Origin of the sequence: Pseudoalteromonas sp. NZS71_1 (assembly GCF_015864305.1) — a bacterium.
In the GTDB taxonomy this organism is placed as follows: Bacteria; Pseudomonadota; Gammaproteobacteria; order Enterobacterales; family Alteromonadaceae; genus Pseudoalteromonas; species Pseudoalteromonas arctica.
This window is the reverse complement of sequence record NZ_JADYXM010000003.1, coordinates 339,236-355,020: the sequence shown is the minus strand read 5'-3', so window position 1 is coordinate 355,020 and position 15,785 is coordinate 339,236. Positions and strand designations below refer to the sequence as shown.

The 15,785-nt window shown below is 38.2% G+C and carries 14 protein-coding genes and 1 pseudogene; 3 read left to right on the top strand and 12 right to left on the bottom strand.

From position 1 onward, the window contains the following. Window positions 1–267: 267 nt before the first annotated feature. The 4 genes from I6F43_RS06925 to I6F43_RS06910 all read right to left on the bottom strand — a co-directional run bounded on the left by I6F43_RS06925 (window position 268) and on the right by I6F43_RS06910 (window position 5,632). The gene (locus I6F43_RS06925; RefSeq protein WP_024591629.1) at window positions 268–558 is read right to left on the bottom strand and encodes a hypothetical protein; all 291 of its coding nucleotides are present in this window, start codon (window positions 556–558) and stop codon (window positions 268–270) included. 602 nt (window positions 559–1,160) lie between these two features. Beyond that, entirely contained in the window at window positions 1,161–3,971 is a 2,811-nt protein-coding gene (locus tag I6F43_RS06920; RefSeq protein WP_197101588.1) for a PAS domain-containing hybrid sensor histidine kinase/response regulator, read from the bottom strand. Continuing rightward, on the bottom strand, window positions 3,964–4,572 hold the full coding sequence (locus I6F43_RS06915) for an isochorismatase family cysteine hydrolase (RefSeq protein ID WP_024608891.1): 609 nt from the start codon (window positions 4,570–4,572) through the stop codon (window positions 3,964–3,966). Before I6F43_RS06915 ends, I6F43_RS06920 begins: the two co-directional genes overlap by 8 nt. A gap of 22 nt (window positions 4,573–4,594) precedes the next feature. Further along, complete coding sequence (locus I6F43_RS06910; protein ID WP_010554674.1) at window positions 4,595–5,632, bottom strand: response regulator; 1,038 nt, start codon at window positions 5,630–5,632, stop codon at window positions 4,595–4,597. A gap of 257 nt (window positions 5,633–5,889) precedes the next feature. On the opposite strand from I6F43_RS06910, the gene I6F43_RS06905 reads away from it, so the two are divergent. The 3 genes from I6F43_RS06905 to I6F43_RS20095 all read left to right on the top strand — a co-directional run bounded on the left by I6F43_RS06905 (window position 5,890) and on the right by I6F43_RS20095 (window position 9,006). After that, window positions 5,890–6,153: a GrxA family glutaredoxin gene (locus tag I6F43_RS06905; protein ID WP_007585470.1), complete on the top strand. Its 264-nt coding sequence runs from the start codon at window positions 5,890–5,892 to the stop codon at window positions 6,151–6,153. 160 nt (window positions 6,154–6,313) lie between these two features. Next, window positions 6,314–8,179, top strand: a complete 1,866-nt coding sequence (locus I6F43_RS06900) for a DEAD/DEAH box helicase (protein WP_007585469.1) — start codon at window positions 6,314–6,316, stop codon at window positions 8,177–8,179. A gap of 512 nt (window positions 8,180–8,691) precedes the next feature. After that, complete coding sequence (locus I6F43_RS20095) at window positions 8,692–9,006, top strand: hypothetical protein (protein WP_231614035.1); 315 nt, start codon at window positions 8,692–8,694, stop codon at window positions 9,004–9,006. Between the two features lie 80 nt (window positions 9,007–9,086). On the opposite strand, the gene I6F43_RS06890 is transcribed toward I6F43_RS20095, so the two are convergent. The 8 genes and pseudogenes from I6F43_RS06890 to aroC all read right to left on the bottom strand — a co-directional run bounded on the left by I6F43_RS06890 (window position 9,087) and on the right by aroC (window position 15,754). Then, window positions 9,087–10,640 (bottom strand): AbgT family transporter, encoded by a 1,554-nt coding sequence (locus tag I6F43_RS06890; protein WP_197101584.1) that lies wholly within the window; start codon window positions 10,638–10,640, stop codon window positions 9,087–9,089. A 144-nt stretch (window positions 10,641–10,784) separates the two neighbouring features. Then, window positions 10,785–11,060 (bottom strand): YfcL family protein, encoded by a 276-nt coding sequence (locus tag I6F43_RS06885; RefSeq protein WP_197101582.1) that lies wholly within the window; start codon window positions 11,058–11,060, stop codon window positions 10,785–10,787. Continuing rightward, window positions 11,057–12,220: an ATP-NAD kinase family protein gene (locus I6F43_RS06880; RefSeq protein ID WP_197101580.1), complete on the bottom strand. Its 1,164-nt coding sequence runs from the start codon at window positions 12,218–12,220 to the stop codon at window positions 11,057–11,059. Before I6F43_RS06880 ends, I6F43_RS06885 begins: the two co-directional genes overlap by 4 nt. After that, window positions 12,210–12,764 (bottom strand): elongation factor P hydroxylase, encoded by a 555-nt coding sequence (locus tag I6F43_RS06875; RefSeq protein ID WP_010554670.1) that lies wholly within the window; start codon window positions 12,762–12,764, stop codon window positions 12,210–12,212. Before I6F43_RS06875 ends, I6F43_RS06880 begins: the two co-directional genes overlap by 11 nt. 300 nt (window positions 12,765–13,064) lie before the next feature. Further along, a pseudogene (locus I6F43_RS20270) lies at window positions 13,065–13,127 on the bottom strand (zinc-ribbon domain containing protein); the annotation flags it as partial. A 277-nt stretch (window positions 13,128–13,404) separates the two neighbouring features. Beyond that, a complete protein-coding gene (locus I6F43_RS06865) occupies window positions 13,405–14,052 on the bottom strand; it encodes a glutathione S-transferase family protein (RefSeq protein ID WP_197101578.1) in 648 nt (215 codons plus the stop codon). A gap of 106 nt (window positions 14,053–14,158) precedes the next feature. Continuing rightward, window positions 14,159–14,536 (bottom strand): DUF4112 domain-containing protein, encoded by a 378-nt coding sequence (locus tag I6F43_RS06860; protein ID WP_007583361.1) that lies wholly within the window; start codon window positions 14,534–14,536, stop codon window positions 14,159–14,161. A gap of 120 nt (window positions 14,537–14,656) precedes the next feature. Next, complete coding sequence (aroC, locus tag I6F43_RS06855) at window positions 14,657–15,754, bottom strand: chorismate synthase (protein WP_008138551.1); 1,098 nt, start codon at window positions 15,752–15,754, stop codon at window positions 14,657–14,659. Window positions 15,755–15,785 lie beyond the last annotated feature (31 nt).

Sequence of the window (15,785 nt, the reverse complement as noted above, 5' to 3'; positions counted from 1 at the left end):
TTCAGTTTGCTATGCACCTAAATTGGCAAATGAGCGCTTAATCGAGCCTATAAAGCACAGATAAGCCAGTTAATAGCTGCTACTAAAGCTAGTGTTAGCAATTGTAGGTGAGAAAAGAGAAAGCTTTGATAAAACCCTGTTTAGGTTAAGCACAATCTAAATTTAAAAGCATATAGCTAATTTTATAGGGAGGGATAGAAAGTTAAAACGGTGGTAGGAACATAAAAAAACGCAGGCAACTATAAATAGTTACCTGCGCAAAAGTCTCTAGTTTGAAAGAGTGTCGTTATTTTCGTTTTTAGGAGCAGTTACATGTTGTGCATAGTTAGTATTTTGCGAGTCAAATGTATTACTCATCAACTGTGCGTTTTCAACATCAGCTTGTGTAAAAGTAATTGGCTGTATATCTGCCAACGGTTCAATCGAATCGCTACCTCGTAAAACTGTAATACCTATTATTAAAGTGGCAACAAGCAAAATAGACAAAACCATAATTTCAGGTGTTAGTACCCAATTGTTACCTTTAGGCTGTTGTTTAGCTTTTGTGTTTGTTTGCATTTTGCACCCCTTAAAATTTAACTAAATTCGTCTTGATTTGATATTTAATATGTTGCGAAAGCCGTGCCAACTAAACAAAAACAAACGAAAGATAAAATAAACAACAAAATCAAAGTATTAAAAAAATTAAAAATGTAATTTAGAATCCAAAAATAATTCGTAACGTTGTATTTTTATTTTGAATTGCAATTTGCGAATCAAATTGAAAAACTATAATAAAAACACTCATTAAATACTAAAAAATAAATTTAACTTACTCCTAAAATACTAGGTTAATTTCTTCGTTTATCAAGTTTTATGCAACACAAACCCACTTTTTATATTAGGGTCTGTTGATCTTTGCGGATTAAAATTTGTTCAAACTAGAGGCGGTTTAATCGCGGCGCGAGGTTTGTAACCTAGCGGGCTAAGTAAAAACCGAGCAACAAAGAGTAAATAGCCCCTAGGAAGAACCCTTTGGGCAGCGCCTGTTTGGCATTAATGCTACGTTATCGCCCATTTATGGGGAATAACCACACTGCATAGGCTCTGCCTGGCCTAAATACCAAACAGACTGCTGCAAATTTAACCCTGAAAGTTCAACAGACCCTAACCTTCATTGCTCAGCTCAGCTTTTCCCACACTTGCGCTAAACGAGTAAGCTTTAAATGCTTAGATTCAATAGCCTGCTTTGGTGCATATTTATCAAGCAATAAATAAAGTGTTTCACTTACAATTGGTTTAGCTAAATAATCATTCATCCCCACTTCAATAAATCGCTCTTTATCACCATGAATTGCATTTGCTGTGAGCGCTATTATAGGGGTGACTATACCTAACTTTCTGATTGCTTTAGTTGCAGAGATCCCATCTAGTATTGGCATCTGGATATCCATAAAAATAATATCAAGTTTATTGTTTTTAGCCTTGGTTATTGCCTCCTGCCCATCGCTAGCAACATATACCCGACAACCTTTTTGCTCTAAAAACTGTCTTATTACTATTTGATTATTAGTATTATCTTCAGCAACCAATACATTGGTCCCATTCAACTGAGTTAACCCTGAAGAGCTTTCTAAGGCTTCTTTTTGTTCACGATTAGTAAATATAATATCTAAATGAAATAACTGCTCTTCCAATAAACTAATTGCTCGCGGTACATGCGATACTTTAAAAGGGCCATTTAACCTAAGCTCTCTGTCGTTAAGATTTTGCGGTAATAAGCTTTCACCTAGTAAGTCTAAGATAAGTAAACACGGTGAATTAAGGGAGTTATATGTATTTATACACTCGCGTGTTTGGGCTAGCATTGGAGGATCAGTTAATACAATTGCATCAGGAAAACTATCATACTCAGGGATATCTGGGCATATTTCATAGTGCTCAAAAGCGATAGAAAACCGAGTGAGTGTGTGCTCCAACGCGGTTTTTAAAATTTGGTTATGTCCTACAATCCATACTCTTGGCTTTTTACTTCGTGCTGCAAACCCCTCTCGCAATATTGAGTCGGTTGTGTCTATTTGTAACGGGTAATTAACGATAAACTCACTCCCTTTATTGAGCTCAGAGTTAACCGAAATATCTCCCCCTACTACATCACAAATTTGCTTACATATCGCAAGGCCTAAGCCACTACCACCATGTTTTCGGGTAATTGAATTATCTGATTGAATAAAAGGCATAAACATACTTTCTATTTTATTTTTTGCGATTCCCATTCCAGTGTCTTTTACAGATATATAAAGGTTTAAATTATTACCTTCAATATGAGTGCACTTAACAGTAACCGTTATTACACCATGCTGAGTAAACTTAATCGCATTGGCTAATAAATTTATGACTATTTGCCTTATACGTACATGATCACCAATTACTTGAGCTGGTACATTAGGATAAAAATCAAAAACAACCTCAAGCCCTTTTTGCAAAGCGCTTTGGGAAATTATATCTATTGCTTCTTCAATACACGTATCAATACTAAATGGCTGATTATCGAGTGTTATAGCTTGTGCTTCAAAACGCGAATACGTTAATACATCATCCAATACACTCAGTAATGCATCAGAGCTTGTTTTAATCATTTGTGTGTAACGCATTTGCTCAGAAGTTAAACCGGTATGATGCAAAATATCTGCAGAGCCAATAACGGCATTTAATGGCGTGCGAATTTCATGGCTAATATTTGCCATAAATCGGCTTTTAGACTCAGCTAATGTTTCTGCCTGATGTTTAGCTTCAAGCAATATTTGCTCGCTTTCAATACGTTCTTGTATATCAACAAGTGTTGCGGCAATAGATAACAAATCGCTTTCGTAGCCACCCACAATGGGAGTAAGTGTCATTTCAACCCAATTATTTATCCCTTGTGCATTAATCAAACGTATATCAAAGCGACGTATATCACGCTTACCATGTTTATAATCAAGCAAAGTGCTACTAATTTTTTCTACATCTTCTTTTGCTATAAACTTAATTATAGGTAAGCCAAGGCTCTCATCTACATTGCTGTGTAAGACGCGTTGCCATGCTTGATTTATAAATAATAGGTTGCCAAATGTATCAAGGCGTAAAACAATATCAGGAATATTATCTACGACAGAGTGATAGTTATATTCTATCTCTGCCATTGCTTGTTCAGCTTTAACTCGCTGCGTGATATTAGTTTCTATAGCGATAAAATGCTTTACTTTACCTTCATCATCTCGCACTGGGTTTGCATCAATAGCAACCCAATAAATATTACCGTTTTTATCGTAATTTGTAGTTTCAACTTGAAAAGGAAGTCCATTTTTTACGGCATGAGACATAACCTTACGGCTTTTTTCACATGTTTTTGGCCCTTGCAGTAATTGACCAGGGCTAGTGCCTATAACCTCATCACAGGTGTAACCTGTAAGTACTTCAAAACTATTGTTAACCCACTCAATTACGCCAAATTTATCTGTAATTATTACTAAGTTATTTGTATGGCTCGCAACAAGCGATAAGCGTTTTACATATTTTTGTTGTTGTGTGAGCAATAATTGAGAATCTTTATGACGTTGAATGTCATAGAACGAGCCTATAAAGCCGCTTTTTTCATCATAAACTAACCTTAACTCAAACCAGTTCATCAGCCCGATATTGCTTTTAATTTGTATTTCTACACTGGGTGCCTTCTTTCCTTCTAGCAAACAACAGCTGTATGCGACAAAATGCATAATATCATCGCAATTCATTAACTTAGTAATATTGGAGCCAATTAATGAATCGGTTGAGTAACCTAACTTCTTCTCCCAAGCTTCATTAATATAAGTAAAATTCAAATGTTTATCACACTCAAAAATACACTCATCTAAAATAGCTAATAGCTTTGCTTGACGTCGATTACTATTGGAAAGTTTTTCAACTAGTGCATATTGGATTTGAACTTGTAGCTCATCATTATTATTCATGATCTCTCCAATACTTTATAAAAGTATTACTCTGACAAACTCGTGCATAAAGAAGGGAAACCTTTTCACGGTAGAATGCTTGTTCAAAAGAAGTGCGTCTCGGTGTGCAGTCACTTAAAATAGTGGCATTAGAACCACGTGCAACAGCAGTGCGCACAGTTGAATCAATACAGATAGAAGACACAGTACCCGCTAAAATTATATTAGTGGCCCCATGTTTTTTGATGTTTTCGGCTAAACCTATATGTGTAAAAGCATTTAAACTTCTTTTCCCAAATACCACCTCTATAATATTACTAAAAAGGTCTAGCTGCTTAATGGTTTGAGCACCGTACGAACCTGCTTTAAATGCCCCCACCGCAATGACTTTTAATATACCAATCGGATTTTTAAGCTCGCTATAGTTTTGCGTAAAGTGAATGGGTGTATTAATAACTAAAGCAAATTGCTCTGCGCAGAAGGTCAATAAATAGAGTGTATTTTCCCCCACGCCAGTAATTCTTGATGACTCTTCAACCTCGTCATACAAAATGCCTTTTGGCAAAAAGTAATTGTTTTGAAAACCAATTAAAATAGGTGCTGTCTTAGAGAAATCATCCATAACTCTCTCCTTATTAATCAATTTAAGAGGCTAACTGCCAAGGTTTAATAAATTTCTCAAGTACCGCTTTTGTCACTGGCTTCTGTAAATAGTGAGTAATTCCTTTATCAAACAACTCAGCTATTTGCTCATCGCCTGTTAACCCCGTTAAAATAACTTTAGGAGTATTGTTATTAGGTGTATTTTGCCTAACTAATTGCTGCGCCACATCGCTACCAAACATTCCTGGCATACGCTCATCTAAAAGTAGCAAGTCAAATGGTTCATTTTGAGCAAGTGTTAATGCACTGGCACCATTTTCTGCACACGTTACTAAGCAGCCCAGCATTTCAAGCATTACTTTTGTAGCAATTTGGCTCGGTAAGCTGTCGTCTGCTACTAATACCGATAAACGTGTTTGTGTGTGAAATGTTGTTAAAATAGTAATTAAGTCGGTATCAAAAAATGGCCAGCCTAATATTTTTTTAGATAGTTTATGAGCTTGGCTCAGCTCGTAAATGTCGTTAATAGAGCACAACTTTATGTGTGTATTTAAGCTGTCACTATTTAATTTATCAATTAATGCGTTACCACTAAGATGGCGTAAATCCTCTAGCTGTGCAGACTCTCTAAGCGTGCTATTAAATAATTTAAAATTTAAACCAAAACGATCGTGAGTATTAGCTGACATTTTTAAACAGCTTTTGAGTAACGCTTCGCAATCAGTTAAAACGTCTACATTTTGTCTAACATCAAGCGCTAAACTAACAGACTCTTTAGTTGCTAAGAGCCCGTGAAAATCCAACGTGTTTACTTGTTCAGAATCATCAATCTGATAGTGAATACTAACTCCCTGAATATTTGCTTCGAGGTTAAGTAAAAAGCACTGCTTTACTGCTGCTAGCGCCGGAGTAAGAAACGCCTCGCATTGTGCAATCATTTGCTCTGGCGGAATTTGCAAACAAACGTAGTTACATTGCAACTTGTTGATTAAGGTAATAGAGAATTTTTGACTTTGGGTTTCACAATATTTACCTATTACCCCTTGGATAATTTCTAAAACGTGACTATTAATATTCATAAAGCATTCTCGTTAACCCAATGTATAGCTCTACACCATCAAGTTATGTGCCATAAATTAATTCTTGTAAACATACTTGCATTCATAGACTTAAGTATTAGACAAACAGGGCTCTGGTTTTTCATTCGCATTTTGCAAATCATATTGCTATGCATAATATGATTTATGCTTTTATTAGAATGGTGCAATCGATTTTTTTCTCTTTAAATAATTTTCCATTCATTTAAACTGATATTAATCAAATTGAGGAGAAAGCTATGTTAACCGTAATTTTTGGCCGTGAAGGCTGTCCATTTTGTGTTCGTGCGAAAGATGTTGCTGAGCAATTATCAAATGAACGTGATGACTTTAAATTTCGTTACATTGACATAATTAAAGAAGGCATTAGTAAAGCCGACCTTGAAAAGTCAGCGGGTAAGCCTTGCCCTACTGTTCCACAAATTTTTGTAGACCAAAATCACATTGGTGGATTTACAGAATTTGAAGCTTACGCAAAAGAAAACCTAGGCTTGTATAAATAAGCTTTGTATTAAATATGTTAACCAGTTTAATAAACCCTACATTGAGCTGGTTAAATTTCAACCAACATCAAACACATACAAATTAGTTTCAATTTATACAAGCATTTGCCTCGCGAATCCTATATAATGCGCGCCTCTTTAAATTCGTTGAGGCGTATTAATGTCAGAACCAGTCACGTTTGAATCTCTAAATCTTTCTCCTGCAATTTTGAAGGCAGTTGAAGAGTTGGGTTACAAGACACCATCTGAAATCCAAGCTCAATGTATACCGTTATTGCTAGAAAGAAAGGACGTACTGGGACTAGCTCAAACGGGTACAGGTAAAACCGCAGCATTTGCACTGCCATTACTAAATAATATTGACCCGTCTGTGAAACAGCCACAGATCCTTGTACTCACACCAACACGTGAGCTTGCGATCCAAGTTGCTGAGGCATTCGAACAATATGCTAAACATGTTCGTGGTATTGAAGTATTGGCACTATATGGTGGCCAAAGCTACAGTATCCAATTAAGCGCACTTCGTCGTGGCGCTCAGGTTATTGTTGCAACTCCAGGTCGTTTAATCGATCACATTAACCGTGGCACTATCAAGTTTGATGCTCTACAAGCACTTGTACTTGATGAAGCCGATGAAATGTTACGTATGGGCTTTATCGATGATGTAGAAAGCATCATGGAAAAAACACCGCGCGAAAAGCAAACATGTCTTTTCTCTGCGACTATGCCTAAGCAAATTCAAAACATCAGCAGCAAGTATATGAACAATCCTGAACAGGTTCATATTTCTGCGCGTAACTCTACAGTATCATCTGTTGAGCAAGTGTTTTGGAATGCAAGCGTACATAAAAATAAAGCTATTGTTCGCTTCTTAGAAGCTGAACAGTATGAAGGTGCTATTGTTTTCGTACGTACGCGTAACGATACAGTACAACTTGCTGAGTTATTAGAGCGCGAAGGTTTCTCTGCTGCTCCACTTAATGGTGATATGAACCAGCAAGCACGTGAACGCACTGTAGAACGCTTAAAAAGCGGCATGCTAAATGTTGTTATTGCAACAGACGTTGCTGCTCGTGGTCTAGATGTTGACCGCTTAAGCTTAGTTATCAACTACGATATACCACAAGATTCTGAAGCCTACGTTCACCGTATCGGCCGTACAGGTCGTGCTGGTCGTACTGGTAAAGCAATTTTATTCGTAAAACATAACGAACGTTATTTACTTAAAAATATCATTCGTCATACGAAGTCTGAAATTGCACAAGTTGAATTACCAACTGCAAAAATCGTTGAAGAAAAACGTATTGAAGCGTTACAAGCAAAATTAACTATTGCGCTTGAAAACAAAGATATTACATTCTTTAACGAGATAGCTACTAACATGGCTGAAAAACTTGAACTTCCTCTTGAAAGCTTAGCGGGTGCGTTACTGTGTTTAGCACAGCAACAGTCTCCAATTAAAGTTGAAGAAGTTAAGATTCAACCTCGTGAACGTAACGAGCGTAACGATCGCAACCCACGTAGTAACGACCGCAATGATCGCGGTGGTGACCGTGGACGTCGTAACGAACGTGGCGGCGAACGTGGTGGTGAACGCGCTGAGCGTAAACCTCGCGAACGTAACAGTCGTGATGCAGGCCCTATGGATACTTACCGTATCGAAGTAGGTCGTGAACACGGTGTTCAGGTTAAGAACATTGTTGGTGCTATCGCTAACGAAGCTGACATCTCAAGCAAGTTTATTGGTGATATTCGTTTACACGACAATCACAGTACGGTTCAATTACCGCAAAACATGCCTAAAGATGTACTTGATCATTTCCAAAAAGTGTTTATTTGTAAACGTCCTATGGGCTTAACAATTACACAAGATCAAGGCCCTGCTGAGCCACGTGCAGAACGCTCTGAGCGTCCAGCTGGTGACAAAAAGCGCACCTTTAGTAAAGATAAAGACGATAGCCAACGCGGTGATAAGCGTACTGGCCCTCGTAAAGAACGTCGCCCAGTAAGCTTCACAGCTAAATAAGCAACGACTCTTTAATAAAAAAACCTTGCCACGAAAGTGACAAGGTTTTTTTGTTTTTAAGCTGCTGCCACAGTGAATACAAAGTAAACCTTCGCGTCAATTCAATAGCAGCTTGAGATAATTTTTTTAGCCTGAGTTCGGGTTACTTAATGCCTAAAAATATATTCCTCTGATTTTTAAAATAACAAAAATTCTGTAAACTAAACAAAGGCTATAGTTCACGGATGAATTAAAAATTGAAAAAGATTTACGACAACTTGCTCTTTGTAGCAATAATACTCTCCATTTTATTATGCATCACTATTCCTATTTTAATGGACTTTACAGATCCACCATTCATCTCAAATGAGCTATACGACGTTGTTTTCTTTATAGCCGTCCCTATTATCTGTTGCGCACTATTTATCTATTTAAATATACTTATATTCAATAAATACAAACGCTGCAGTAAATATAGAGAATCACTTAAATACAATTTTTCAGATACAAAAATGAAATTGGCATCCATTTTCATGTACCCATTATCCCCTTTATTAATCTATGGAATACTCTATATTTTTATCTCTGATCCCATTAAATTATGGGCTTACTACACGCAAGGCGGCTATTGGTATAAGGAATATATACTGACCGATGTACAAAAGTGTGGCACCGAGTATGAAGATAGTTGTACTCATTTATACTTCAAAGACCCTAAAACGAATAAAATTCATGATTTTAGGTGGTACGACGCTAAGTCTACAATAATGAACAACAAAAACGATTATGTGTATATTGTTGGTGAGGCCAACTTATTTGGCTATATAGTGAGAGATTTAGAAAAGTAACTTAGACTTACTTTTAAATTACAGGACTTTTATTTAAAAACCTCACTCAAGTGAGTGAGGTTCATAAATCAAGGTTTAGGTTAAGGCAATGCTGGATAAATGTAGCTTGCATCTAAACCTAGTGGAATACCAAGCGCCCAGTAACCTAATAAAAAGATACTCCAGCCAATCATAAAGGCGATTGAGTACGGTAGCATAATAGCAATTAAAGTACCTATACCGGTGCCTTTCACATACTTTTGACAGTACACCACCACTAATGGGAAATAAGGCATTAACGGTGTAATAATATTAGAACTTGAGTCACCTACACGATAAGCGGCTTGAGTTAAGTCTGGTGAAATGCCAAGTTGCATTAACATCGGTACAAAAATAGGGCCAAGTAATGCCCATTTTGCTGAACTTGAACCTACAAACAAGTTAACAAAGCCAGTTAAAAAGATAATGCCCACAACCGTTACTGCACTTGGCAATTCCATCGCCTTTAATAACTGCGCACCTTCGATTGCGAGTAATGCACCTAAATTTGATTTACTAAATGCAGCAATAAATAGCGAACAGAAAAACGCCATGACGATATAATATGCCATGCCGCTCATCGCTTTACTCATTGCATCAATCATATCTTTTGAAGTTTTAAAGGTACCTACCGTAAAACCATATACTGTGCCAGGTAGCCAAAAAAGTAAAAATATTAGTGGTACAATTGATTGCATTAAAGGGGAGCTAAAATTAGTAAGGGATCCGTCACTACTGCGCATTGCAGAATCGTCTGGAGCAGAGACAAATGCTAATAACGCAAGTCCTGCAATCATCACGGTACTGGCTATATAAAAGGCACGTTTTTCATCACTACGTGCATCTTCAAATACAGGTAAATCCTCTTTAGCACCATCAACTGCTGTTTTTTGTAAACGTGGTTCAATAATTTTATCGGTAATGTACCAGCCTAATGCCACAATAAATAAGCTAGATGCTGAAGCAAATGCCCAGTTATTTAACGGGTTAATTGTTATTGCAGGATTAATTATTTGCGCCGCACTTTGGGTAAAGCTTTGTAGTAATGGATCAATCCCTGATGGAATAAAGTTAGCCCCAAAACCACCACTGACTCCTGCAAATGCAGCTGCAATACCCGCAAGCGGATGGCGTCCTGCAGCATAAAATATAACACCGGCAAGTGGAATAACTAATACATAACCTGCGTCAGTAGCGGTATGGCTCACAATAGCCACTAAAATGATTGAAGGCGTTAATAGCTTTTTAGGAGTAACTTTAAGCATTAACTTAAGACCGGTATTAATAAAGCCCGAATGCTCTGCAACACCGACACCTAACATAGCTACTAAAACGACACCTAAGGGAGCAAAGCCAGTAAAGGTTTTTACCATAGAGGATAAAAAAGTAGCGAGCGAATCACTTGCCAGCATATTATTAATAATAATCGCTTCACCGGTACGTGGGTCTATTGCATCAAAGCTTACACCTGAAAACCACCACGACAAAAACCAAATTAATAACATTGCAAACAGAAATATTACGGCTGGATCTGGAAGCTTATTGCCAACCCGCTCAACAAAATTTAAAAAACGCGCAACAACCCCTGAAGGTAAAGCGTCTTGATTATTATTCATTTTTATTGTTCCTAAAATTTATTTTTAGTAACAATATCGCATAAAAACAAAACAGTAAATTAACATAAAAATCTGCTTTAAAAGTTTTGAGCACAAAAAAACACGATAGTGATAAACAAATCGTGTTTTTTGTATCACTTACTTTTAAGCGAGGGCTTTAACTTCTTCCCACAAGCGTGCAACTAATGTCTTGTCTTCTTCGTTAAGCTCACCATTACGATACGCTTTAACTAAGCTCTGCTCTACAGTTTCGTTTAGTTCATCTATACTGATTGCCAGCTTTTCTACTTCGGCATAACCAACTGCAAGATCAAAATGACCTCGTAAATAGCCGCCTGCAAATAACTCATCGTCAGTTGCTTTTATTACTAAATCATCGAAGTACTGCTGGGCTGCATCGATATAGTTCACTAAACTCATTTATTAATCTCCTGGTTTTGCAAAGCACCTGTATTTTCAAGGTTTTGGTGCCCTACTGCATACATAATATGGTCGTTAAATCCGGTGGTTACTTTAATATAACCCGTTAATTCATCATCTAATTCGCCATCGCCGGTGTCACAAATAAGGGGGCGGCTATTAAGCGCTTGTAGTTTTGTTTTTGTTGCTACTACAATAATGTTTTCTTTGCCAATTGCACGTATAAGCGCAGGGCTCAATTGCTGATTACCACGGCCAAATATATGCCCTTGCCCGCCAATGAGCGTAATGACTAACTTAGTACTTTGCTCATGTGTAAGCTCAAGTAATTGCTTAGCCGTTAAATCTTGAGCAACTAAGGTTTGATCTTTTATTAAATCAACGCCAAGCAACGTATTCTCAAGTCCCATTTCTTCCATTATGGCCTCAACCGTTGAGCCGCTACCCATTATATAAAATGTGTCTTCATCCATTTGCGATACAACATGCGCAGCAATGTCGGCAAGTACGAGTTCATCGGTTTCTTTGCCGCCATTTTTAACCGCTTGCATATAGCGTACTTCGCTAGGTGTTTGCATTTCGCCGTAGCGCTTTGCTTTTACTGTGCCTTGTCTAAAGGCATCTTCATCTATATCCATTACATCTGCGTCAGCTAAGGTAACTAACTCACCTTTAACCAGCATTTCGACTACGCGCCCTGCTGCTTTGGGTGTAATGGCGTATACACCAGAATGAATTTTACAGCCTGCAGGAATACCAAGTACGGGAATGGTATCCTCTATTGCATGGCAAATATTACGCGCTGTACCATCGCCTCCAGCAAATAAAACTAAATCAACACCAAAGTCTTTAAGTACTTTTGCTGCTTGTTCTGTGTCATCTGGGGTTGTTATTACTTCAGAGTTGTATACAACCTCTACATTAAAGCCCAAGGCTTTTGCTGTTTGCTCACCCATGTCACCGTTAACGGTGTAAATGGTTAAGCGCTCTTTATAAGGCAATAGCACTTCAAGCGCTGCTTTTGTACGGCTATTTGCTTTTGGTTCTGCACCTAATTCGATTGCTTTAGCGGCTGTGTGTGCGCCATCACTACCTTTTAAGGCAACTGTGCCGCCTAAACCCGCTACTGGGTTTACAATTAAACCTAATTTAAACGCCATTACAAAGCTCCTTTGGGTGTTGCCAATTAAATTGCTGCGCTGTTAATGGCCACTGTGTATTATAAAAATCAGAGAGTGCTTTTAAAAGTGACTCTGTACGAGAGTTAAAGCCATTTTCGATTAACGATAATACACGTGCATGTACTCGCTGCTGAAAATCAAACCGACATGTTTGCTCGCCGTTTAAGTTATCCACCGACACATTAAAATTAAACCCTGCTGCGGTGCTTAATAACCACTCTATAGCTTGAGGCTTTACTTCTACGTTTTCAAACTCAGCTTGTTTTTGTTTGTCGCGCCCATCAGGACAATACCAATAGCCGTAATCTTCTAATAAACGACGTTCATCGCCTGCAACCAACCAGTGTGCAACCTCATGTAATGCACTAGCATAAAAACCATGCGCAAATACAACTTGGTGATATGGCACGTGCTCTGTTGCTGGTAAGTACACAGGTTCAAAATCGCCTTTTATCAGACATGTATTATGACTTTGATAAAAAGTGCGTTCAAAAATTGAAATTAGATCAGCTATTTGATGCATAAAATTAGGCTAATTTTTCTCGGTTGCAGCGCTATTTTGCGCAGTAAAAACGAGACGAATTGTACGGGCTTTTACAACTAAAGTAAAAATAAGGCGTGATAGTAAAATATAAGCGGACTAATCTTTCACTTTATTGATATTTTTAATAATACCTAAACAGTAAAGAGTATTACCAAGTTCTTTACGCTGTGTTTTTTCACCTGAGGTTTTATTGGCTAAGCTAGTTAACATATCGTACCGTTTACGTAGAGTTAGTATATATCTGGCATGTCTACGGCATTCAAAGCAATGAGTACAGTGTGAATCGACCCAAAATCTTAATGTTTCAAACCAATATTGCTGCTCTTGAGCAAAAAAATAAATGCCTTAGAGCAAGTCCCGCACTTCTCTTCAATATCAACATAAAGTGCCCGAGGATAAATGGCATAGTTTTGCTTTTTTATATCAGCCAATATTACCGTATTAGGGAAGTATTTAAGGCTCGAGTAACGCCAGTGCGCATTCTCTATCGCCTCTATTGTCACTGGGGTATTGGTAGTTATTGGTGTATTGCCATACCTTGGGTGATTTAGATACATGAGCTGCCTAGTTTAAACTTATGATTTTAAGGCATAAAACATGCCATATAAAAAAACAATAATTATACAGGCGTTCCTGCTTCATCACACTCTACAATATCGGTCTCGATTAATGCCTGAGTGATCCATGCTTGCAATACTGGGCAGCGCATAACAAAGTCACAATATTGCTGTGCCTCTGGCGATAACGTAATTTGATAGGTTTTTAAGCGCAGTACAACAGGCACATACATGGCATCAGCAATACTAAAGTCACCAAAAAACCACTCATTTGGAAACACATCTTGTTGCTGGGCAAATATCTCGTCTATACGGGCTATGTCTTTTAGTGCTTCGCTCGATAGGTCTACTTTACGGGTTGCTCTCATATTCATTGGCATTTCGCTGCGCAGTGCCATAAAGCCTGAATGCATTTCAGCGCTTAGTGCACGCGCTTTAGCTCTTTGGGTAATATATTTTGGCCATGCAGCGCCTGATAAGTAAGCATCGTTAATATATTCACAAATTGCTAGCGAATCCCATACCTGTAAATCGCCATCAATTAACGCTGGAACTTTTTGCACAGCAAAGGTCTTTTTTAGTTCATTGTAAAAGTCGGGGGTGTCGAGTACCAGCTGGGTTTCACTAAACTCAACATCAAATTTACTCATTAAATACCATGCGCGTAATGACCAGCTAGAGTAGTTTTTATTACCGATAAATAATTGCATATTGTAGATACCAAAGTGAATAGACGCTCCTACCATACTAGGTGATTTAACAACCAACAACATTTTGTTTAAAGTCTCTTTGCTAACTGTTACTTAAAGCTATTAATTACTCACTCAACTGCTTGTTTAAATGCTTTTTTAATAGTTGTGTATTACGCGTGTTAGCTTTAAAAAAGGCATCAAAAATATCGCCAAAAAATGGCACTAAACCGCCCACAAAGTCTATGAGCATATTGATAATCATCTTAGTCTTTATACGTTTACTCACACCTAAACGCTGGGCTTCTATCAGCACATAACTTGATAAAATTAGCCCTGCGGCATCACCTATAACGGGAATTAAACCAATCACAGCCTCCAAACCTATATTAAATTTAGTAAAAGGAATGCCAATGCTGCTATCAGTTAACTTACTGAATCGCTCTAAGCGGGCTATTGCAGCTTGGGCTTTCATTTGTGAGTGTTCATTAATATTATCGTTCATGATTACTACCCTCCTTCTTGCAGTATATAGGGCTTACTTGAACAACTCCTGAAAGGCATTAAATAAATTACAGGCACAAAAAAACGCGGTAATCCGCGTTTTTTTTATAATTATAAATACTTACACAGAGCCGTTAATTGGCCCGTGTTCGTGGTTTACATGTGGATTTTGTCCGCGTTGACGCAGTAAGTGATCCATTAATGTAATAGCCATCATTGCCTCAGCAATCGGGATTGCACGAATGCCAACACACGGATCGTGACGACCTTTAGTGATCATCTCTACCGCTTCGTTGCTTGTATTAATGCTGTTACCTGGGATGGTAATACTCGACGTTGGTTTTAGCGCAATAGAAGCAATAATGTCTTGCCCTGTCGAAATACCGGCAAGTACGCCACCCGCATGGTTTGATGTAAAACCTTCAGGGGTTAACTCGTCACGATGCTCAGAGCCTTTTTGCTCAACTACATCAAAGCCATCACCAATTTCCACGCCTTTAACTGCATTAATACTCATTAATGAGTGTGCAAGTTCAGCGTCAAGGCGGTCAAATACTGGCTCACCAAGACCTACTGGTACGTTGCTTGCCACTACTTTTACTTTAGCGCCAACTGAGTCACCTTGCTTTTTAAGGTCACGCATATATTCGTCAAGCGCTTCAAGCTTACTTGCATCAGGGAAGAAGAATAAGTTATTTTCAACTTCATCCCAATCAAACGTTTCCGCCTTAATAGGACCTAGCTGGCTTAAGCATGCTTTAACTTCAATACCATGAAATTGCTTTAAGTATTTTTTAGCGATAGCGCCTGCCGCTACGCGTATTGCGGTTTCGCGTGCAGACGAACGACCGCCACCACGATAATCGCGCAGGCCGTACTTATGCCAATACGTGTAATCGCCATGACCTGGGCGAAATACATCTTTAATTTTGCCGTAATCTTGCGAACGTTGATCGGTGTTTTCAATTAATAAACCAATGCTGGTACCTGTGGTTTTACCTTCAAAAACGCCTGCTAATATTTTTATTTGATCGCTTTCGCGGCGCTGCGTTGTGTAACGGCTTTGGCCTGGTTTTCGGCGATCTAAATCAATTTGTAAGTCGGCCTCTGTGATTTCAAGACCTGCGGGAGTACCATCAACAACGCCGCCTAATGCAACGCCGTGGCTCTCACCAAAGGTGGACACTTTAAATAACTGTCCAATGCTATTACCTGCCATTAACTTTCCTCATTCCTAATGACTACCAATA

What these genes read in the sequence shown, in the direction of transcription:
- I6F43_RS20095 (WP_231614035.1), top strand. Translation starts at nt 8,692, where the DNA reads ATGTACCCATTATCCCCTTTATTAATCTATGGAATACTCTATATTTTT.
- I6F43_RS06900 (WP_007585469.1), top strand. Translation starts at nt 6,314, where the DNA reads ATGTCAGAACCAGTCACGTTTGAATCTCTAAATCTTTCTCCTGCAATT.
- I6F43_RS06925 (WP_024591629.1), bottom strand. Translation starts at nt 558, where the DNA reads ATGCAAACAAACACAAAAGCTAAACAACAGCCTAAAGGTAACAATTGG.
- I6F43_RS06880 (WP_197101580.1), bottom strand. Translation starts at nt 12,220, where the DNA reads ATGGCGTTTAAATTAGGTTTAATTGTAAACCCAGTAGCGGGTTTAGGC.
- I6F43_RS06885 (WP_197101582.1), bottom strand. Translation starts at nt 11,060, where the DNA reads ATGAGTTTAGTGAACTATATCGATGCAGCCCAGCAGTACTTCGATGAT.
- I6F43_RS06865 (WP_197101578.1), bottom strand. Translation starts at nt 14,052, where the DNA reads ATGCAATTATTTATCGGTAATAAAAACTACTCTAGCTGGTCATTACGC.
- aroC (WP_008138551.1), bottom strand. Translation starts at nt 15,754, where the DNA reads ATGGCAGGTAATAGCATTGGACAGTTATTTAAAGTGTCCACCTTTGGT.
- I6F43_RS06915 (WP_024608891.1), bottom strand. Translation starts at nt 4,572, where the DNA reads ATGGATGATTTCTCTAAGACAGCACCTATTTTAATTGGTTTTCAAAAC.
- I6F43_RS06860 (WP_007583361.1), bottom strand. Translation starts at nt 14,536, where the DNA reads ATGAACGATAATATTAATGAACACTCACAAATGAAAGCCCAAGCTGCA.
- I6F43_RS06910 (WP_010554674.1), bottom strand. Translation starts at nt 5,632, where the DNA reads ATGAATATTAATAGTCACGTTTTAGAAATTATCCAAGGGGTAATAGGT.
- I6F43_RS06875 (WP_010554670.1), bottom strand. Translation starts at nt 12,764, where the DNA reads ATGCATCAAATAGCTGATCTAATTTCAATTTTTGAACGCACTTTTTAT.
- I6F43_RS06920 (WP_197101588.1), bottom strand. Translation starts at nt 3,971, where the DNA reads ATGAATAATAATGATGAGCTACAAGTTCAAATCCAATATGCACTAGTT.
- I6F43_RS06905 (WP_007585470.1), top strand. Translation starts at nt 5,890, where the DNA reads ATGTTAACCGTAATTTTTGGCCGTGAAGGCTGTCCATTTTGTGTTCGT.
- I6F43_RS06890 (WP_197101584.1), bottom strand. Translation starts at nt 10,640, where the DNA reads ATGAATAATAATCAAGACGCTTTACCTTCAGGGGTTGTTGCGCGTTTT.